The following is a 21,768-nucleotide window of genomic DNA, read 5'->3' on the forward strand; positions in this document are numbered from 1 at the left end:
AACCGTTTAAATTAATTCAAAAATACAGAAATCTTAAAAATTCATTTCTGCAAAGGTCGGCAAATTTTGGTCTTTTTCAGAAAGAATGATTGCGTCCTTGGGAAGTTTCCAGTCGATATTCAAATCTTTATCATTCCAGATGACACTTCCTTCGGATTCTTTATCATAGAAATTATCGCACTTGTAGGAGAATATGGCAGTTTCACTTAAAACTGAAAAGCCGTGTCCAAAACCTCTTGGCACATAGAGCTGCAATTTGTTTTCAGGAGTCAATTCTACGCCGAACCATTTCCCGAAAGTGGGAGAATCTTTCCGTAAATCTACGGCCACATCGAAAACCTTTCCTTCTAAACAAGAAACGAGTTTTGCCTGAGCATGTTCGCCTTTTTGCAAATGAAGTCCTCTCAAAACCCCGTAGAAAGATTTAGAAATATTATCCTGAACGAAATGACCGTTTAAGCCGGTTAATTCTTCAAATTTCTGTTCGTTGAATTTTTCATAAAAATAACCCCGCTCATCTTCAAAAACGGTGGGTTCTATGATGTAGCAGTCTTTTAAGGGAGTTTCTTTAATTTTCATCTGGCTTTAATTTGAGGAATAAATATTTTCTATCATTTTCAGTACTTTCACACTGTCGTCTGTGGTGGTCTGAATTTCTTTCCCGTGGCGTAAAAAATCGATTATGTTCCTGTAGAGATGCTGGTGATTCTGGGCAGAACCTTTAAAGCTTCCGTAATCATTGGCTCCGTTCGTTGCGGGTAATTCGGGTGCGGTATAATCTTTAATTATACATTTTTCCACATGGTTCATGTATTGTCCGCCCACTTTCACAGAACCGTTTTCGGCAATAATGGTGAGGGAACTTTCCAGATTTTCATTCCACACGGAAGTCGAAAAGGTAAAACTTCCCATACCTCCGGAGGCGAAATCAAAAGTGATGATGCCGCTGTCTTCAAACTCTGTTAAATGAGAATGGTTGAAGTCGGCAAATTTGGATTTGATATTGGTAATATCGCCAAAAAGCCAGAACATAATATCCAGATAATGGGAAAACTGCGTATAAAGCGTCCCGCCATCCATATTTTTGGTTCCGCGCCATGAGCCTTTTGCATAATAATGTTCATTTCTGTTCCAAAAACAAGCAATCTGCACCATAAATAAATTCCCTAAAATTTCGGATTCAATTAAATCTTTCAACCACAAGGCCGGTGGCGAAAACCGATTTTGCATGACCGGGAAAATATGAACTTTTTTTTGGTGCGCTAATTTTTCCAATTCCTCCGCTTCTTCCGAACTGAGCGCGACGGGTTTTTCGATAATCACATCAATTCCATCTTCAATCAGGGTTTTTGCCTGTTCAAAATGCAGACCATTTGGCGTACATACTGCAACGACATCAGCCGTTAAAGGACTGTTTAAAAAATCCTGCAAAGAATGGAAACAGGGAACCGGATTTTGACGCTCCATTTCCGCTGTTGTAAATTTTGGATCGATTAAGGCTAGCAGTTCACAGTCTTGATTTTGAAAGACCATGTCTGCATGCTTTTTACCGATATGCCCATAACCTAAGATGGCTATTTTTACTTTTTTTTCCATTGAAAACCAGGATATTTTTTACAAATAGTTATTTTTTTTGAATTTAGCAGACGGTCAGTATGTTTTTCAGAATCTACGATTAGTGCCTGATAATCGTGTAAAATGTATCAAAAATGATTTTAATATCTTTAAATACATTATTATCATTAATGTATTTCATATTCAAATCTAATTTTTCAGGCATTATCTGTTCAATATATAATTTCTCCGGTGTGTTGCTCGCCGAGAGCAAATCATTCTCATTTCTAAACTTTATAGAAGCATAATCGGTGATTCCCGGAAGAACAGACAATACTTTTTTCTGTTCGTCATTGTATAAATCGGTGTATTTTTTAACTTCCGGTCTGGGACCTACAAAAGACATCTCACCAAAAAGCACGTTGAAAAGTTGTGGTAATTCATCTAATTTATATTTACGAAGATAATAACCAATACCGGTTATTCTAGGATCCCGACTTCCGACTGTGAGTGCTCCTTTTGAAAAAGAATTAGGTCTCATGGTTCTAAATTTAAAAACTTTGAAAATTTGACCATTCAATCCAACTCTTTCCTGTTTATATAAAATTCCGCCTTTACTGTCTGACCATATTAAAAGTGAAACTATTATATAAAACGGTGAGAGTATTATAATCCCTATAACAGAGAAAATTACATCAAAAATCCTTTTCATTAAATGATCTTTTTATATGCTTTTTCAACGGATTTACAGATAAAATCAATTTGTTCAGCAGTCAATTGCGGATAAATTGGCAGTGAAATCTCTCTCGAATAATTATGATAAGCGTTTGGATAATCATCGATCCTATAACCCAAATCTTTAAATAAAGTCAATAAAGGCATTGGGATGAAGTGTACGTTTACCGCAACTTCATCTTCTGCTATAGAAATCATCATCGTATCCCTTTGTTCCTCCGTGATATTATTTATTCTTAATGCATATAAGTGAAAAGATGAAGTCCTGGTGTCATCTTTAGTTATCGGTAATTGGGCCCATTCTCTCTTGCTGAAAAACTCATGATATTGCTCGGCAACTCTTTTTCTTTCGGGTAAAATTGCTGTATTATATTTTCTTATTTGAGCTAATCCCAATGCAGCGCATATATCCGGCATATTTATTTTTAAACCTTGAAAAATAATATCATATTTCCAACTGCTTCCACCCCCTTGTGATTTTGTGAAAGCATCTTTCGTTTGACCGTTAAGGGTCCAGAGTCTCATTGTTTTATACTCCTCTTCATTGTTAAAAGGTTTCGGTAGATTGATGCAGATTGCACCCCCTTCGGCAGTTGTAATATTTTTCACTGCATGAAATGAAAAAATTGTGATATCGGTAAGTGATCCTGCCGGCTTATTGTTATAAAATGCACCCACTGAATGAGCTGCATCGGAAAGAATTAGAATTCTACCCAGCTTTTTTTGATTCTCAGAATGAGCATGAAAAAGACTTTTAATTTCGGGAAGATTAACCATTTGATTAATGGAATCATAATCGCATGGGAGTCCGGCAATATCGACCGGCATAATTACTTTTGTTTTTTCTGTAATTGCCTGTCTAATTTTTTCAGGATCTACGGTGAAATCGTCTTTCACATCTACCATTACAGGAGTTCCGCCGCAATGCAATACTGCAAGAGCAGTAGCACTATAGGTGTAGGCGGGAATGATCACCTCGTCACCCTCTTTGATACCAAACCATTTTAAAATCAAAATTGCTCCTGAAGTCCACGAATTAACACAAAGCACATGAGGTACTCCAGTAAGTTTTGCCACTTCTTCTTCAAGTGCTTTTACTTTTGGACCTGTTGTAATCCAACCCGATTTTAAAGTATTTACTACTTCAGCGATAATATCTTCATCGATAAAAGGGGGTGCGAAAGATATTTTCATTATTTCTTTACGATATTTTTTATAAAACGATACATTTTTCTATTTTGATAACTCTCGAAAATCTGATAAACTTCATAGCCACTTTCTTTATAAAATCCGATTGCCTTTTCATTTTCGTCGAAATCTGTGGTTAAAGATAATGGTAAATTTTCTATATTTTCCTTTGCAATTTCCTTTTCGAATTCTGCAAGTAGTATTTTACCATACCCTTTCTTATTTGCAAGCGTTGCAATACTTAGAAGCTCTGCATAAATGAGGTTATTTTTCTCTGATTTACTAACATTAAAGGCCATCCTTTTCAAAGCTAAAGGTTTGCTAAATAATATTTTTATGCCAGCCCATGTAAATTGAAAAAAACTATTTTTAATTAGTATCCTGAAAAACCCACGGTTATCTCTGCTTCCAGCGGCAAACCCCTTAATTTCATTACTATCTTCCAATACCAAAAGTACACCGGGATTTTTCAGGAATCCTGTGTAAAAAACGGCAAGAAAATCTTTTCCAAGAGTAGATAGAAAGAAAGCTGGAAATCTCTCCTCATGAATTTTCACAATTACGTGAACATCTTGCAAGCTTGCTCTTCTAACTTTCATAAATAGTTTTTAATAAATTTCTCAAGACGATCAATACCGGCTTTTCTGGAAAATTTTTCAGAATACAATTTTGCACTTCTTTGTTTAATTTCACGAATATCATCAATCTTTAAGTCAGAAATTTTCAATGCCGCGTTTTGAAAATCTATTATGTTCTGAGGTTCAAAGACTTGACCCAGCCTATTTTCTGTAATTAAGTTTCGTGCCTCACCTTCTACTCCGCCAAGAATTGGTTTTCCAACTTCAATATAGGCCTGTAATTTTGACGGGATTATAGATTCATAAATCGGATCTTTAATTAAATGTAAAAATAAAACATCAGCAGCTTCCAAATATTTTCCAATTTCGGTGGTAGAAACGCGCCCATGAAGAATTATGTTTTCATTTTGTTTCACCAAACTTTTCAATATTTCAAAATCTGTACCGTCTCCAAATAAATGAAAGTGAATTTTTGGATTATTCTCTATTACATTAAACATCCCTTGAAAAAGTGTCGATATACCTTGATGCACCCCGATATTACCCGCATAAACAATATTAATTCCCGAATTTGGAAACGAAAAATCTATTACCGAGGGCGCCGCTGAACTTTTTTCTACCATGGACCAATTATAAAGGGTCAATATACGTCTTAATCCAATGTTTTTTTTAGCGATTATATTGCGGAAACTTTCTGATACGGTCACAAATAAATCAAAAGATTTGTAATAAAAATTATTTAAGAAAAAATCTAATAAACTAATAATCCAAGTGGATTTAACATATCCTGAGATTCGAATATTTTCCGGAAAAACATCCTGAATATCAAGTAAAGTTTTTGATTTTTTCTTACAAACATTTACAGTCCATGCGCAAAGAACAACAAAAGGTGAAGATTGCAGGATATAATAAAAACTTTCTTTTTTTCCGAACTTAAAAATTGCTATCGACGCAAATAATGCAAAAACAAAATAATTTAGCGCTCTTTTAAAAGCATTCAAACTGTGGTCTGCATACGTATAGACCCGAATTACCCGAACTCCATCCATCATTTCCTCGGCAAAAAATTTATTTGAGTACCCCTTATAAATTATGCCCTTCGGATAATTTGGAAATCCTGTTATTACAACGGGCTCCCAGCCTTTTCCTTTTATATCTTTAATAAACTGAATATCTTTAAGGTAAGGTTCTGGTGTAAAATACTGGGCGATATAAAAAAAATTATTTGTCATTATCCTTTACTCCAAACTACTCTATTTACATAGTCAGTGTAACTCAAAATAATTCGAACGACCTTTTCTGAAACATTCGGCATTGAATAATCTGCAACCCGACGGTAATTTCTTTCGTTGCCTATTTTCTGTTGTTGCAATTGGATTAAAGCCTGCAGGATTCTTTCAGGATTCATTCCGACCATCATCACGCTTGCTTCTTCCATGGCTTCGGGTCTTTCGTGCGCGTCTCTGATATTGAGAGCACAGAAATTTAAGATAGAAGATTCTTCAGAAATAGTTCCTGAATCTGATAAAACCGCGTAACTTCTCATTTGCAAAGCATTGTAATCGTGGAAACCTAGTGGTTTTAAGAACTGAATTTCCTGGCGTGTTTTTATCTGCATTTTATCAATCATATTTTTCGTTCGCGGATGCGTTGAAACAATGATTGGGTATTGATATTTTTCCGCGATAGCATTTAAAGAAGTCATCAGTCCACGGAAATTTTTCTCGGAATTGATGTTTTCTTCGCGGTGTGAACTTACTACGAAATATTTTCCTTCTTCTAAATTCAATCTCGATAAAACATCAGATTTTTGAATATCCGGTAAATAATGATTTAAAACTTCAAACATCGGCGAACCGGTTTTAATGATCCGGTCTGCAGGAAGTCCTTCTCTTAAAAGATATTCGCGGGCAATATCGCTGTAGGTTAAGTTAATATCGGAAGTATGGTCTACAATTTTCCGGTTGGTTTCTTCGGGAACTCTCTGGTCAAAACACCGGTTTCCGGCTTCCATGTGAAAAATCGGGATTTGTCTTTTTTTAGCAGGAATTGCACACAAACAAGAGTTCGTATCTCCTAGTACCAAAAAAGCTTCGGGTTGCAGTTCTTCTAAAAGGGGATCTATTTTGATTAGAATATTTCCTACGGTTTCAGTGGCCGTCTTCCCGGCTGCTTCTAAAAAATAATCAGGTTTTCGCAAACCCAAATCCTCGAAAAATATCTGATTGAGTTCATAATCGTAGTTTTGACCGGTATGAACAATAATGTGCTCTACCGCTTCGGAATTATCGAGAGCAGTAAGAACCCTTGCCAATCTGATTATTTCGGGACGGGTTCCCACCACTGTCATTACTTTGAGTTTCTTCATATTTTTTAATAATTACAAAAATAACATAAATTGATTAAGATAAATAAAAAAAATTGGCTTAAAGCTCTTTAAGCCACGTACTTTTTACACCTCTACAAAATACGTGTCGGCATCATCTGCATTAAAAGGCTCATTGATCCAAAATACGGTTAAAAGTTCTTCATCACCAATGTTTTTAATATTATGCGTGTACCAAACCGGCATGTCTACATAAGCTGGTTCATTTCCATCGAGATAAAAGTTTAAAATTTTATCAGAATCAATTTTTCGCAGCTGAATTAGCGCTTTTCCTTTAATGACGGCAAAGCGTTCAATCTTGCGGGTATGGAAATGATTCCCTCGGGTAATACCGGGCACAGTGGTTGAATATGAACACTGACCACCGATTCCCAGCCTTATAATTTCTACAAATGCACCGCGCGGATCGATATTCTGTTTGAATTTTACAGGATAATGCGCAGCAATATCAAAATAACTACGGAATGTATTGAATAACTGATAATCAAACTGCGTTGTAAGCACTGGGATTTCACCGCCTTCAAAATAAAGTTCTTTATAATGAACCAGTTTTGCCAGTACTTCTGAGACTTTAATATAAGTGGTAAAAGGCACGATATATTCTTCCGCCGTTTTTCCCGATTTGATCTGATTGATGATTTCCTGCACCAGTTCGCCCACATAAATCAGTTTTACTTCACCGTCAACATCGATAACTGGGCTTTCACCGTGGGTGAGTTGATGACAGAAGGTAGCGATGAACGAGTTGTAATTCGCGAGCCCGAAAGGCCCAAAAACATTAGGAATAATTAATCCTGAGAAAACTCCGTCATTTTTATTTGCCCATTCTGCCAATAATCTTCTGCCTTCCTTTTTAGAGGCTCCGTATCGGTTGTCTCTTTCTTCCTGCGATGAGGAGGAAAAGATAAGATGTGCTTTTGAACCGGTTCTCTCCAATGAATTGACAAGCTTTTTTACCAGATCTACATTATTATGGTAAATCAATTCCGGATCAGGGTTACGGTTCATCGCTGCCAAATGTACGATGACATCACATTGCTGTACAAAATGATCAAGTGTTTCAGCGTTGTCAAAATATTCTTTATGAAAATCTATCCTTTCAAATTCTTCAGGATTTAATCCTAACGTGTTATAGAGATGTGAGCCAACAAACCCTTTCTGTCCTGTAATTCCAATTTTTATCATTAGCAAAAATATTGTTTAAAATTTAAAATAATCCTTCGGAAACCTGTATTCGTCCTGTATTTCACCAAGCTGGTAATCTGCAAACACCATTAGTCGGGAGTTATCTTCGGAAGCCTGAATCGAAGTGACAAATCCTGGCGGTACATGAAGGACATCCAAATTTTCAGAATATAAAGTGAATTCAAGAATAGGCAGCTCAGGGGAAGGCTTATCCCAATGGTCTATTTTAATCAGCTTTATCTTAAAAACGCCTTTTACAGGTGAGAACCAGCGCTGCTCGACTTGATGCCCCTGCCATGCCCGGATAAACCCGACATCTGCATTTTCAATAAGGTAAACTCTTTTAATCCCAAGAACATCAAAACCGTTATTGAAACGGATAATTCCTCTTTCATCCTGATGATGGTTTCCTTTGATAACGGTTGGATTCATAAAATTTTCTTTTTTATGGATACTGCATCACATTCTCCCCGAAAATTTCTTTTCGGATTAAAGGCAAAGTAGACAGTAATGATTTTAATCCTTCTATTCCCTTTTGTTCAGCGTTGTGAGAATGGTAATCTTCTATTATGGAAACATCTTGTTCACCTTCAGAAAAATATTTCGCATAATTCAAATCACGGTTATCCGCCGGCACTCTGTAGAAATCTCCCATATCTTCAGCCTTCACCATTTCTTCTCTGGTGCAGAGTGTCTCGTATAATTTCTCACCATGTCGTGTTCCAATAATTTTCATTGCTACTTCTTTACCGGAAAGTTCCATTAACGCTTGAGCCAAATCACCAATTTTGCCCGCAGGCGCTTTATTCACAAAAAGATCTCCTGCATTTCCATTTTCAAACGCAAATAAAACCAAATCTACAGCATCTTCCAAAGACATGAAAAACCTTGACATATTAGGATCGGTAATGGTTATTTCTTCTCCTTTCTGAATTTGATTTAAAAACAAAGGAATCACTGAACCTCTTGATGCCATTACGTTGCCGTAACGGGTTAAACATACTACGGTATCGGTTAGACTTCTTGATTCGGCCACCGCTACCTTTTCCATCATCGCTTTGGAAATTCCCATAGCATTGATCGGATAAGCGGCTTTATCGGTACTTAAACAGATGACCTTCTGCACTTTATTGAAAGCAGCCGCACGGATCACGTTCTGTGTGCCTTCCACGTTGGTCTTCACCGCCTGCATCGGAAAAAACTCACAGGAAGGAACCTGTTTCAGTGCGGCGGCATGGAAGACATAATCTACACCCCTAGTGGCCGGTTCTACACTGGTATAATCGCGAACGTCGCCGATATAATATTTTATTTTATCGTTTCTGTAGAGGTTACGCATATCGTCCTGCTTTTTTTCGTCGCGGGAAAAAATACGGATTTCTTTAAAATGATCAGTTTTCAGAAAACGGTTGAGGACAGCGGTTCCGAATGAGCCGGTTCCACCGGTGATGAGGAGGGTTTTATTTTGGATTTTCATTTGCGGGCGTTAATTCGATATAGTCTATAAGCAGTTGGTCTATACATTGGCAATTGCCGTCTACATAGAACCAAAGCTGGTCTTGCTCGTTAATTTTTATTGGAGGTAAAGATAAGGTTACATATTTGTTATTTACAAATTTTTCAATAGGCAAATTTTTAACGGTTTTATTCTTTTGGGAATCTGCGCTATAAACACCTACATTCAAAAGGATATTGTCTTTTTTTTCCTTTATTTTTATTCGCACCTTAGCAGTGATGATCCACTCTTTTTCCTGAAGCACAGGGAGGTATTTGGAAAACCAGACCGTTATTCCCCAAAGCAGATTATTACCATTAAGATAGGCCACCTTTTTTCCCTGATCTGTCTTGATTCCGGCGATGGAAGGATCACCGTAAATCTGAAATTCATCCTCCTGAATGATGATTGATTTTTGAACATTCAATGAAGAATCCTGGAAACTTAGATTTGTGATAAGCTGCAATATTTTTCTTTCAGATTCCAGAGTGAGATTAAGATTTTTCAAGTTTGCAGTGAGCTTTAGTTTTTTAGCAGTAAAATCACCGGCGCTGTCCGTTTTCATGTCGCGGAATTTTTTCTGAACATTCAACGTTTTAAAGAGATAGAGTTCCGCGAAATTAAAAAGAAACTGCTCCCTTTCTATTTTTCTTCTCACCACCGGATCGGCTGCTGTTTTCTGTAAAGCATCAGCCAGTAATTTTTTGCCTGCATCCAGTACACGATCTGTAAGATAATTAAAATGTGCATCGTATGTAGGCAGGTTGATATTGTTCACTGCATTTTCTATCAGGTTATAAAGCTGATCCATCTCCCTGTAAGCTGCCCCATAATTGTTCTTAATGAAAAAGCTAATGAGCATCTCCTGATGCTGATCAGGATTCCACAGGAGTCTGGACAGGACCCAGGTTTTCATATCCGTCATAAAACCAAATTCATCATTATAAAGGTAACTTTGTACGAAATACCCCTCCATTCCAGCTTTTTTTAAATACTGCAGATCTTTCCCGATTCGGCGAAAACCCGGTTGTGGCATTAAAAATCCGGCAGGATGCGAATTAAGGGCATAATCCCAGTAGATAAAATCCCGTGATAGGGCCGCCCACGAATCAATAAGTCTTTTCTTATTCACATTCCTTAAATCATCAATTGGATGTCCGATTTCACTGTTAATGAGCGCCAGCCGTACGATCACATTTTTGCGGGGTCTTACCGTTGGCGGCTCGATCGCATCTGCGTAAAAAAGGGTTTCCAGAAAAACATCGGGATATTCTATTTCAATTTCTTGTGCTATCCTGTTGATAAATTCAAGAAGCTGAGTGGACTTGTTTTTTTTTGAAGTACAGGCGGTGCATTCACAAAAAACTCCCCCGTCATTTTGGGATACTGAAAATACGGTCTCGCCCGAGTTCTTCTGAATAACAGCAAGCAGGTTTTTTACAAACTGTCTGTACGCTTCGGGATCGCTAAGACAGAGCTGTACTTCCTGATCATTGAAGCCGGGTTTCATCTTTTTGATCTGACCGGAAGATAAAAACCATTCAGGGTGTTGTTTAAAATATTTGCTGGCAGGAAGAATCTGCGCAAAAGTATGCACAAAACCCACTAAGGTGTACGGTTTACCAAACACCGCATCGGGAGCAAAATCCCCATCCTCCCGAAGAACGGCATTGAATTCTTTGGAATAATTGGAACCGTAGGAGTAATCTCTCCGGTAGATGAATGGACTGGAATAGTGCAAGTCGGTTTCAGAAACGTTGGCGGGAATCAGTTTCTCCACCGTGGGAGTAAATCGGTAAATGCCCAGAAAATCCTCTAGAAAAGTGTATCCCGCATACAGTAAATCTTTATTTTCTTTCCCATGAATAAATACACTCGATTCCGAAAATTCAATATTAATAGGATCTCTTGGCACTGCCTTGCCTGCAGGCAAACGGCCGATTACTATAGATTTTGGTGGTGGGTTATCCTGCGGATAGATTTTCATCGTTTTCTGATAATGGATCTGGATCTTATCTTTAATAAGCCTCGCCATATATTTTTCCTGTTCCGTAGGTCTTGCCGGTACGCTAATCTGGGAGTAACTGGCGATATGGAAAGCTTTATGCTGCGCAGGAGCACACAGCGGCAGAATGATGACTAGTAAAATCAAGATGGTTCTCATGTTATTTCCTCAATAATTTGCTGAATGGTATTGGTTACTTTCGAGTAACTTGGCGGCAACTCATGGTGCAATGCATAGGCTAAACTTTCAGCAATCGCATTCTTTTCATCCGGATTAAAGGTCAGGCTTGGGATACAGACCTCATGAAGATATTCCAGATCCGCACCGATAACCTTACATCCTGCCTCAATGCCTTCAACCAAACCCAGGCCAAAACTTTCTGCCAGACTAGGATAAATGACAAATTCAGCTTCCGCATAGACCTTTTTCAACGCACCCCTCTGAATAAAGCCTAAGTTTACAATTGGATAGTTTTGACTGACCTTGCGGTTGATCAATGCGACCACCTCCGGATAGACATCGCTTACTGTCAGTATTAACTGCCCAATCTGATGCTGTTCGTAAAATGCACAAAACTGCTCAATTAATAAAACATGGTTTTTGTGGGGATTTGCTGTACTCACGTACAAAAAAGTATTCTTAGTTTTTTCAGAAGAGCCTTCAAAACCAAACGTTTTGTAAAAAGGTCTTATCAGTACCTGATGGGCCGGAATACGGTACTTGTGAGCGAGTGCCTTTTTCATACTTTCATTCTGCACCATCCAGAAATCGGCATTCTTTCTGATGGAATACAGTATTTCAGTTTTAATCCAATACTTCAATTGGGCAAGTCGCCCCATATCGGTGGGGAGCGTGAGAAAAAGTTTCTGATGAAAATAAGTATAGGTTTTTGCGCTGAGTCTGATGTTGGGAGGCAGGTTACCAAAACAGAGCACGGAACTGAATTGATGGCGATTTTTACGATAAAACTGCGCGCGTTTCAAAAAGCCTGCTTCCAGAAATAAAACAGTATTCCGTTGGGAAATCAAAGGGGCTTGATTTTCAATTGTTTTGTCCAGAAGATAAAAAATTTCTCTGTCTGTTTTTTCGAGCTCTTCGGTCAGATAATCCAGCAGGATTTTTCCGCCACCGCCATTTACAAAAAGTGCATCAACCAGTATCAATAGTAAACCGTTTAATTTTAATAATAATTTTACCGGCCAGTTTCTGCGAGAATGCATTAAAAAAGACCCGTTTACAAAAATACTTAATAATTCTCAGATGTTGATAAATAACGCTGTAACTGTTTAAATTAGAGAGCATACTCTTTTGCAGATAGGACGCCAAAGAAATTAAAATACAACTGTAAAACTAAGCTTTCAAATACTGTTTTGAGCGATGATCTTCTCAAAATTACTTTGCCAGATTTCATTTTTCTCCGCGATGAGAGACTCCAAATCTCGGTTCAGGAGAAATTCTTTTAAACTTATATAATCATCAAACAGAAGGCCCACATCACCGTACTTTTTGAAATAATTTCTAAAATAGCTGTTGGTTACTGCCAGAACGGGAATTTTGTATTTTACGGCATCCAAGAAAGCGGCGCTTGCGGTATAGGCGTATTCTTTTTCGTCCAGAAAAAAAGCGGCTGCATCGGTGCGTGAAAGCGCAAGGTTATAGTCAGAGGAAGAGACAAAACGTTCTTTGAAATATTTGATTTGATCATGCAAGAGTGGTTCCAGCTTAGGATCAGCAAGTGCACCAATAATCTCAAATCTGAGTTTTGGATTCCTGTTTTCCCGGGCCAGTTCAATAAAATGATGGGTGCCTTTATTGAAGGATGCAGAACCGAGGACCGCCAGTCGGATATGTTGCGGATCTTTTACTTTTTCCAAAACATCTTTAAAATCATAAGGATGCTCAACACATACCATTTCCTCAGGCTGAAGCCAGTTTTTTGACACTACCGTTTCCTTGATATTCTCACCAAGCACCACATATTTTAGATGCTGCACTTTGTGAAGCAGTGCCTGCTTTAAAAATTTCCCCAAAACCTTTAACAGAGCATTGGAGTAAACTTCTATCTGTTTCAGTTCACCATGCAGTACGATATATTTTTCAGCGGATGATAGAAAAAAGAACCGTTTGACTAAAAAGTGCGTCACCGGGAATAAACTCGTAAAAACAATTTCGTCTTCGGACCGGGACGCGATGAGCTGTTTCAAAATAATAAAGAAATGATATATCACATAAAACGGAAGCTGCCATTTTTTAGCAAAATGCTGAACCTTGATGTAATTCCTGTTTTTAATGGCAATTCTTCTGTTCAGCGCTGATATCTGTGACCTTTCACCTACATACACAAAATCCTGGCCGGATGCGAAATGTTTAATCATTGCAAGATTGATCATCAGGTGACCCTCACCCTGCATTTGGGTTTCTATTAATCTAACCATGTTTCTAATAAGGTATTCTGGGAATATATTTATCGAAAATCCAGTAATAAGGATCATACAGATCCAGGTAGGTATTCAGCGACACAAAAATCCTGAAGCCCATATAAATGGCAAAAAAGACAAACAACAGGAACTGCTTTCTCTTATCTTTTTGAATACGGAGTACCATGGCAATAATTAAAATCTCGATCACTGTAAAATAAGAAGTAAACCTTACAAACACAATGGATACTTGTGACAAAGTGAAAAAAATTACATTGCTGAATGTAAAAAGATTAATGTAACCGTCATATACTGCACTTTGTACATCCTTTCTAAAATAAAGAATAATTGGCAAAATAATGACCCTTCTCAATGCACTGATGAGAAAAGCAACATTGCTGTCGATCTTTGATGCTGAAACTTCAGTAGTATAGGCATCCAATTTGCCGGCAATTCTCTCTGAATCCGCGCCACCAAAACCTTCGATTAAAAACTGAAATTTACTTAGCAGTAGATTCATCACCCCCGAAACACCCAGAAACAGGGACAACACAATGATAACAACGGTCGTTTTGTTATTAATCTTTACATAAAACAGGGGATATGCCAGAAAAAGCACCACCGCAGAATTATGTACAAGCGTTGCAACAATCACCGAAATCAGGAAAAAAAGTTTTTTCTGCTTAATAATATAATAAAAGCTGAACAATGAAATTGAGATCGCCAAACTTTGCCGTACGGCAAATAAGTCACCAATGAACAGGGAATAGTAAGCAAAAAGCGACACCATAAAAAATGGCTCTAACTTTTTAATCATTATCGCTTTTATTCCAATTATAATCGTTGCCGAAATCATAAGAAAGACCGAATATGAATCGGTAAAACTTTTTATAAGATAAGTATAGGTGGCATAAAGAATCTCAAATTGACCGTTATTAAACTCGCCGAAACGGTCATACATGGTAAAGTAATAGTAATATAGATCCCAGTCTGTTCCAGTTTTCCAGCGGAAGCCGCTGAGTAAAATCAGCAGACACACGCCAAAATAGTAGACCGTAGTTTTCACCTCGGTTTTCACTTTTTCGATATCGAAAAAACTTAAGAAAAAGAAAAACAAAAATAAACTGTAATATAAAACCATTTTAGGAAGCTAGGGAAAAAATGAAGCGTAAATATATAATTTTAATCATAGAAGCCGCGAATAAAGCAAATGCCGCCACTGGAAGACCATATAGAGGCAAGAAAAATACATTGATTGAAACTACTGCAACTGCAGAAATAATATTGGCAAAAAGTATGATTTTGGTTTTGTTCTCTGCATAAAAAATCATCTCTAAAAAATAACCTGCGGTGATGATTCCGTAGGAAATACAACTCCAAAAAATCAGAAAAAAACCATCCTCATAAGCCTTGGATAAAAACAGCATCCCAATAGGTTTCTCAAAAAAGTATATAAAAACTCCTGCGCTTAGAATAAGGACAATATAAATTTTAAGATACCGGTCAATCTGTGTCTTTCGATCTTTCAATGATATACTCGGATTAAATACCACTGGAGTCAGCAACGTAAGGAATAGCGGACCGATCATGAGAAAAACTTTTGAGCCAAGCCCAACATTAGCGTTATAAATACCAACTGTTTTCAGATCTAACAATTTTTCAATGATAAAACGATCTGCATAACTGTTGATCCAGTTCCAGAAAGACAGAATCATCAGTGGTCCCATGTAGATAAAAATCTCCGTTAATAACTTACGACCTCCAATGGCCGGTATATCAGCAATCCCTAATCTGTACCATTTCAGTACATAGTATAATGCGGCAAAAAAACCCACAATTTGGGCCCACCAAAGCAACACATAACCGTCCGAAGGCATAAAGCCAATGACAAACACAAATACCATCAGAAATATAATAGGCAGAGCGTTTTTAAACAGATTAAGCCCAGAAATCTTCCTGAATTCGCCCCTAAGGGAAAAATAGTCATTCATGAGCATAAAGATGGAATTGAGAATCAGCGTAGTAACAACAAAAAGAATGATCCAAAAATGTTCGTTAAAATAAAGCCGGAAAATCATCACAATCAGAATGCTACTTACTGTCACAAACAGGATATAAAACCTAAGGAGGTGGCTGAAAGCACCTAAATTTTTCAGATGTTGAAAGTTAGATTTAATATACTGAAGAAAGGGTTGCAGAAGCAAGCTAAACACAAAAAAATATGCTGCATTCTGAATATTAAATGTTCCAAATGCTTCGGGAGTTACATGCAATGCTACAAGTTTGCCAAAAATAATTGAAAGAAAGGCATTAAAAAACTGAAAAAAAATTAAGTAATTTCTTTCTCTGTTTTTTAAAAAGGTCAGTTTTTCTTTAATCAATCTCACAATATGGCCACAAATTATTATCATAACCTTATCAAGAAATTGACTGCAACTCTTATACAAGGTAATTCTAAACTTCTGATAATATTTCTATTTCAGTTCTAACGAAAGAATATTTTTTTTAAAAAAAAGGGTTGCCCTATTATCCAGGTCAGGATATATTTTTTTATTTCCTGTTGTAATCATCTTCTATGCGCACAATATCATCTTCCCCAAAATAGGTACCATATTGCACTTCAATAAATACAACAGGTTCGGAAGTTCTGTTCTCCATCCGGTGGTGCGCTCCCTGCGGGATCTGTGCTACCTCCCCTACGGTATAGTCTCTTATGCTGTCATTAATGGTGATGGTCCCTACCCCTGAAACTACCGTCCAAACCTCGGCTCTTTTAAAATGATACTGCAAAGAAAGTCTTCCACCCGGATTCACCTTTATCCTTTTTACTTTATGTGTTTCCGCAACTTCAATCACCCAATATTCTCCCCAAGGTCTTTTATCGTGTTCCATAATCTACGTGATCAAAACTTGTCTTTTATCTTCTGCCAAAGGCTTTGTTCCTGAGCACTATATCCATACCCATATTTATTTCCGTAGCCGAAATAATCTTTGTCCACATCATTCAGCACAAAAGCAGCGTTTTTAATCTTCTTTGAGTCAATCTGCTTGTTGGCAAACTCAATCAATGGTTTTTCGGTAATACCGGAGCGCGTAACATATAAGGTGGCATCCGCTAAATAAGAAGTGATCAGGGTATCTGTTACCAACATCAGTGGTGCCGTATCGATGATGATATAATCATATAATATTTTAAGTTCGTTGATGAGCATCTCATACCTACCGTTCGAAAGCAGTTCTGTAGGATTTGGAGGGATACTTCCCGAATAGATAATATCACAGTACTTATTAAATAAGGAAACATGAATGATATCTTCAATTTTTTCATTCTCATTATAGAGGAACTCTGTAAGACCGTCTGATCCTTTTTTTGCAGGATCATACCTCTGCAACTGTGGATTCCGGATATCGGAGCCAATGATAATTACTTTGTTTTTCGGCGACGCTATGGTTAAGGCGAGATTCACAGAAACAAAAGTTTTCCCTTCCCCTTTTATGGTTGAGGTAACAAAAACGACTTTTCCCTTTTCCTTTCTAGGTAACATGAAAGTCATATTGGTAATTAAAATCCTGAAAGCTTCTGCCATCGGCGACAGATCATTCATTTCGACCAGCTCATTCTGACCTTTTCCAACGCTTGGCAATTCACCCAGGATAGGAGCATGGGAAAGTTTTTCAAGATCATGTTTAGAACGGATTTTATTGTTAAAGAGTTCTCTTAAATAGATATAACTGAGTGGCATCAGTATTCCAAGCAAAAGGCTCGCGCCCAAAACGATCATTTTTTTTGGAGACACCGGTTTTTCTGATGCGTACGCAGTATCGATAATTCTGGCTTTAGGTGCCGTGATGGCTAAAGAAATGGCGGCTTCTTCTCTTTTCTGCAGGAGCAGGAGGTAAAGGTTTTCCTTTATCTGCTGCTGTCTTTCTATGCTTCGGAAGAGTTTTTCCTGTGCAGGGATCTTGGCGATTTTGGTATTGATTACATTCTGTTCGCCTCCAATCTGGTTTCTGGCAGTTTCCAGTGCCACTCTGTTTTTCACCAGACCATCAAGCACAGATGAGCGCAACACGGTAATCTGTTTACTCAGATCAGCTACCACAGGATTCTGGGGCGTTGCATTTTCGAGCAGACTGTTTCTTTCAAGGATCAACTGATTGTAGGCATTGATGTTGGCCGAAGCGGTTGGATTGCTCAGCCCTACGCTGGAGGGCAAAGTTTGGTTGCTTCCTAATTTCGACATGTAGGAAATCAGATCATTGGTCAGCTGCAATTGCGTTTCTGTCTCAAGAATTCTTGCGCGAGCGGTTGCTGAACTTCCAAGTGTTAATGAGGCTTCAGTAGGAATATCTGTGATCTTATTTGCTACTTTAAACTGTTCTTTCTGACTCTCCACTTCGCCAAGTTCACTAGCAATAATACCAATCCGTTCATCGATAAAATCCTTTGTTTTTCTGGATTCAGAATTTTTGTCGTTAATAGCATCACTGTTATAGGCTTCCACCAGTTTATTGATGACCTGTTTCCCTTTTGCAACATTGGCATAATCAATAGACAGCTCCAACACTGTTGCATCTTTGTTGACCAAATCAACTTTCGTCATCTTCTGAAATGAATTTATGGTAGCATCAGTAGGTAAATAACGTATCTGCAGCTCTCCCAACTCCACCATTTCAGACGGTTCATAAGCAGGATTTTTAAGAATCATGATATTCGCGTAAGGAAGACTGATGGTTTTTTTGTAAGTTGCAACAATTGTTTTCGGAAATTCTTCGGAAGAAACTTCGAGTTTGTCCCCGGAAATTTTCAGAATGATCGGTTTTATAGTGCGTTCATCATAGGGTTTTTCACTGATCAACTGAATCAATACGGGTGAAGTTTTACCATAGAGCTCATTAGTACGCAGACCATTTTTGTTGATAACCGAAGTCTGCAGACCTAAATCTGCTACCACGTCATGCATCAATTTTTTAGATTTCAGAACTTCAATTTCGTTTTCGATGCTATTGGTACCCACACTTCCGAAGCCCCCAAGTTGAGACAACATTCCCATGTCGGCGGATGGGGTTTTTTTTGTATCCTTAATCAGCGCAGTAGACTTAATACTGTAAACCGGTGTTGCAATTTTAATATAAAAAATGGCCAATGCCAGAAAAGCACATACAGAGAAGATAAACCACCACCATTTGTTGATATAGGGTTTTATAATTTCATTAAGATTAATATCGGTAGAAGCTTCCACTTCCGCACTTGGGATCTGACTCATTTATTCTGTTATGAAGTTATTTTTTAAAAATGGTGATGAAGATCCCAGCCAGCCCGATAATAGTACCGGCAACAGCGATATAAATACCTGTATTGGGATCCTGTCTTGCAATTTTTTCCTTGGTCTGATTGGCCGACACATAGATGACATCGCCCTGCTTCAACTGAAAAAAAGGAGAATTGATAAAATTGGCATCCATAAGATTGATGCGTTCCTTGGTAATGGTACCGTTTTCATTTCTGACCATCAGGATATCATCTCTCTTTCCGTAGATAGTCAAATCACCCGCTAACCCGATGGCATTAAGCAAAGTAGTCTGTCCTTCAGGAATGGTATATTGGCCGGGCCGTGCAACTTCGCCTAAAACAGTGACTTTAAAATTGATCAGCCGAACGGTCACAGTAGGATTTTTAACATAAGCTGTTACCCTTTGCGTCAACTCAGCCTTTACGTCCTCCACGGTTTTATCCGCGGTCGCAATGCGGCCCAGAAGTGGGAAATCGATGGTTCCTTCAGAATCGACCAGATAGATTTTCTCAGTATTAGGTGCGGTTGTAGCGGCAGGATTTTGGGTTGTATAATATCCCTGATTGAAAGGTCTTACGACCTCCATATTCTTAGCTGAAACAAAAATCACAAGCTGATCACCCTTCTGAATGGTAGATGTTGAACTTCTCAACGCCACATCGGAGGCCATTTGTTCTACATTTTGCATGTAATTCAGTTCACTGGCTTTCTCCTTTGTTTTACAGGAAGTTAGTATAAGAAATACACTGAGAAAAAGGAGCGCTCTATTTTTATTCATTGATAGTCATTTAAATATGCAGAATTACAAATATACAATTCTCTATCACTTATCCAAAACTTCGTAGACCGAATTATTGCTTTTAAATTCGGGGACGATGTCTTTTAAAATCTGTACTACCTCCATTTTTTCTCTTCTCAACGCAGCCTTTACAATTTTATTGCAATGGCTGTCAATATTTTGGTACCCCATGGTAGGGTCTTTGGAAATCAGTATCTTTTCGTGGTGGGTTGGCATGGTGGCGGCATCGTCACTTAGCAGTTCTTCGTAGAGCTTCTCCCCTGGTCTTAAGCCGGTATAGATGATTTTGATATCAACATGAGGTTCCAGGCCGGAAAGTTTAATCATGCGTTCTGCCAAATCGACTATTTTCACGGGCTTTCCCATATCAAAGACGAAGATCTCACCACCTTTTCCCATCGTTCCTGCCTGTAAAACCAAATCACAAGCTTCCGGAATGGTCATAAAATAGCGGGTGATATCCGCATGCGTAATGGTGACAGGACCGCCATTCTCAATTTGTTTCTTGAAGTGCGGGATTACCGAACCGTTAGAGCCTAAAACATTGCCAAAGCGCGTCGTAATAAATTTGGTTGAATTGTTTCCGGTTTTCTGCAATGCCTGCACGAAGAGTTCGGCTGTTCTTTTGGAGGCGCCCATAACATTAGTTGGTTTCACGGCTTTATCGGTGGATACCATGACAAAACGGTTTACTTTATGACGGGAGGCCAAAGTCGCCAAATTTTTGGTTCCCAGTATATTGACCAAAATGGCTTCGTGCGGATTTTCTTCAATCAAGGGAACGTGTTTATAAGCCGCGGCATGGTAGACCATGGAAAACTGATACTTCCGAAACAGGGGTTCAATACGGTGTCTATTTGAAATATCTGCCAGGACAAATTTAAATGAAAGCATTGGAAAAGTTTTTCGCATTTCCATTTCGATCTCATAAAGAGGGGTCTCCGCCTGATCCAACACAACGATTAATTCCGGGTTAAAAAGAGCAACCTGTCTTACGATTTCACTGCCAATCGACCCTGCACCGCCGGTAATTAATATGGTTTTTCCGAAGTGCCTCATTCTGACCTCTTCATTTTCAATCTTAATAGGTTTGCGGTTCAGCAAATCTTCAATCTGTAATTTTTTAATTGTCGGTTCGTAATCGTTTTCCTTTAATTTCTGCAAAGATGGTGCTTTGAATACTTGTAGGTCTTTTTCCAGAAACAGGGTTACCCAGTAATTCATTTCTTCCTTGCTCATCAACTCCTGAAGGAGGAGAACTCCATCTAAAATTAAATCTTGCTTGGAATTCTGCTCTATTTTTTCTTTAGTATAAATAGGCTTACCCAATAAGCTCGCCCTATTGGAATCGTGCCGCTGCGTAAGGAAACCCACCACGTGATAAGGTAAATTTGGATTATCGATTACTGCACGTGCCATGGCAACAGACTGCTCCGTAATCCCCAACACCAAGATTCTCTTGCGCAGGGTACTTCTGCGAATCTGTCTGATGAAATGAAAAAATTCCTTTACAAACAACCGCAACAGGAACATCAACATAAACGATGCGGTGCAGAAGATGACCAGAAATGGCACCGACATATAAATTAAGCGCTCTCCCTTTACTAAATAGTATGAAAAACTTATGACAGCAACCAAAGCGGTTGTACTGAAAGTAGCGAGAAACAATTTGAAAAGGTCAATAAAAGTAGAATGTCGGATAATTCCCGCATAAGTCCGGAACAGGAACATAAACATCACACTGATTACAATAATCATTACCACCATCATATTACCATGCGGAAAAACTGGATTTGAACCGTAGCTCAGTTTTTCAATCAGATAACAGGAAAAATAAATGGAGAAGGTGATAAAGAGAATATCGATACTTAAAATAATCCAACGCGGCAGATACCGCAAATCGGAAAGTCCCATTAAATTATCGCCGCCATAGATTCTCTTGTTGAATTTTCTGTTAATACTCATTTTTTACCCATATTATTAAATGAATAAATGAACGTACGATTGCATTGCTTAATTTCATTTTCGGATCATTGTTGTTTTTGCAAATTTACAAAATATATGCCAACAATCAGGATTGTGGCAAAGAGCAATGCCTAAATATCAATATTATATTTATTTTCAACACCTAA

The 21,768-nt window shown here is 38.0% G+C and carries 19 protein-coding genes; all 19 read right to left on the reverse strand.

The window, feature by feature from the left end; genetic code table 11:
- Positions 1-33 precede the first annotated feature (33 nt).
- Complete coding sequence (rfbC, locus tag NBC122_RS01720; RefSeq protein ID WP_133438716.1) at positions 34-579, reverse strand: dTDP-4-dehydrorhamnose 3,5-epimerase; 546 nt, start codon at positions 577-579, stop codon at positions 34-36.
- A 6-nt stretch (positions 580-585) separates the two neighbouring features.
- Positions 586-1,596: a Gfo/Idh/MocA family protein gene (locus NBC122_RS01725; RefSeq protein ID WP_133438717.1), complete on the reverse strand. Its 1,011-nt coding sequence runs from the start codon at positions 1,594-1,596 to the stop codon at positions 586-588.
- 79 nt (positions 1,597-1,675) lie between these two features.
- The gene (locus NBC122_RS01730; protein WP_133438718.1) at positions 1,676-2,266 is read right to left on the reverse strand and encodes a sugar transferase; all 591 of its coding nucleotides are present in this window, start codon (positions 2,264-2,266) and stop codon (positions 1,676-1,678) included.
- Positions 2,266-3,483, reverse strand: a complete 1,218-nt coding sequence (locus tag NBC122_RS01735; protein WP_133438719.1) for a DegT/DnrJ/EryC1/StrS family aminotransferase — start codon at positions 3,481-3,483, stop codon at positions 2,266-2,268. Before NBC122_RS01735 ends, NBC122_RS01730 begins: the two co-directional genes overlap by 1 nt.
- Entirely contained in the window at positions 3,483-4,076 is a 594-nt protein-coding gene (locus NBC122_RS01740) for a GNAT family N-acetyltransferase (protein ID WP_133438720.1), read from the reverse strand. The genes NBC122_RS01735 and NBC122_RS01740 overlap by 1 nt, the downstream gene beginning before the upstream one ends.
- Positions 4,073-5,056, reverse strand: coding sequence for a glycosyltransferase family 4 protein (locus NBC122_RS01745; protein ID WP_165983177.1), 984 nt, complete (start codon positions 5,054-5,056; stop codon positions 4,073-4,075). Before NBC122_RS01745 ends, NBC122_RS01740 begins: the two co-directional genes overlap by 4 nt.
- Before the next feature lie 230 nt (positions 5,057-5,286).
- On the reverse strand, positions 5,287-6,423 hold the full coding sequence (gene wecB / locus NBC122_RS01750; RefSeq protein WP_133438722.1) for a non-hydrolyzing UDP-N-acetylglucosamine 2-epimerase: 1,137 nt from the start codon (positions 6,421-6,423) through the stop codon (positions 5,287-5,289).
- Positions 6,424-6,507: 84 nt separating this feature from the next.
- A complete protein-coding gene (locus tag NBC122_RS01755; RefSeq protein WP_133438723.1) occupies positions 6,508-7,626 on the reverse strand; it encodes a polysaccharide biosynthesis C-terminal domain-containing protein in 1,119 nt (372 codons plus the stop codon).
- Positions 7,627-7,641: 15 nt separating this feature from the next.
- Positions 7,642-8,058 carry a cupin domain-containing protein gene (locus NBC122_RS01760; RefSeq protein WP_133438724.1) on the reverse strand — a complete coding sequence of 139 codons (417 nt, stop codon included), beginning with the start codon at positions 8,056-8,058 and terminating at the stop codon, positions 7,642-7,644.
- Positions 8,059-8,071: 13 nt separating this feature from the next.
- Positions 8,072-9,103 carry a polysaccharide biosynthesis protein gene (locus tag NBC122_RS01765; protein ID WP_133438725.1) on the reverse strand — a complete coding sequence of 344 codons (1,032 nt, stop codon included), beginning with the start codon at positions 9,101-9,103 and terminating at the stop codon, positions 8,072-8,074.
- A complete protein-coding gene (locus tag NBC122_RS01770) occupies positions 9,087-11,285 on the reverse strand; it encodes a DUF4838 domain-containing protein (protein ID WP_133438726.1) in 2,199 nt (732 codons plus the stop codon). The genes NBC122_RS01765 and NBC122_RS01770 overlap by 17 nt, the downstream gene beginning before the upstream one ends.
- The gene (locus NBC122_RS01775; protein ID WP_133438727.1) at positions 11,282-12,346 is read right to left on the reverse strand and encodes a glycosyltransferase; all 1,065 of its coding nucleotides are present in this window, start codon (positions 12,344-12,346) and stop codon (positions 11,282-11,284) included. Before NBC122_RS01775 ends, NBC122_RS01770 begins: the two co-directional genes overlap by 4 nt.
- Before the next feature lie 138 nt (positions 12,347-12,484).
- Positions 12,485-13,561 (reverse strand): hypothetical protein, encoded by a 1,077-nt coding sequence (locus tag NBC122_RS01780; protein ID WP_133438728.1) that lies wholly within the window; start codon positions 13,559-13,561, stop codon positions 12,485-12,487.
- Positions 13,562-13,565: 4 nt separating this feature from the next.
- The gene (locus tag NBC122_RS01785) at positions 13,566-14,684 is read right to left on the reverse strand and encodes an EpsG family protein (RefSeq protein WP_133438729.1); all 1,119 of its coding nucleotides are present in this window, start codon (positions 14,682-14,684) and stop codon (positions 13,566-13,568) included.
- Between the two features lies 1 nt (position 14,685).
- A complete protein-coding gene (locus tag NBC122_RS01790) occupies positions 14,686-15,648 on the reverse strand; it encodes an oligosaccharide flippase family protein (protein WP_133438730.1) in 963 nt (320 codons plus the stop codon).
- Between the two features lie 445 nt (positions 15,649-16,093).
- The gene (locus NBC122_RS01795; protein WP_133438731.1) at positions 16,094-16,435 is read right to left on the reverse strand and encodes a phosphomannose isomerase type II C-terminal cupin domain; all 342 of its coding nucleotides are present in this window, start codon (positions 16,433-16,435) and stop codon (positions 16,094-16,096) included.
- A gap of 11 nt (positions 16,436-16,446) precedes the next feature.
- Positions 16,447-18,810 carry a GumC family protein gene (locus tag NBC122_RS01800; RefSeq protein ID WP_133438732.1) on the reverse strand — a complete coding sequence of 788 codons (2,364 nt, stop codon included), beginning with the start codon at positions 18,808-18,810 and terminating at the stop codon, positions 16,447-16,449.
- A 16-nt stretch (positions 18,811-18,826) separates the two neighbouring features.
- Complete coding sequence (locus NBC122_RS01805) at positions 18,827-19,615, reverse strand: polysaccharide biosynthesis/export family protein (protein ID WP_133438733.1); 789 nt, start codon at positions 19,613-19,615, stop codon at positions 18,827-18,829.
- 45 nt (positions 19,616-19,660) lie between these two features.
- Complete coding sequence (locus tag NBC122_RS01810; RefSeq protein WP_133438734.1) at positions 19,661-21,601, reverse strand: polysaccharide biosynthesis protein; 1,941 nt, start codon at positions 21,599-21,601, stop codon at positions 19,661-19,663.
- Positions 21,602-21,768 lie beyond the last annotated feature (167 nt).

The sequence above is a fragment of the Chryseobacterium salivictor genome, assembly GCF_004359195.1.
In the GTDB taxonomy this organism is placed as follows: Bacteria; Bacteroidota; Bacteroidia; order Flavobacteriales; family Weeksellaceae; genus Kaistella; species Kaistella salivictor.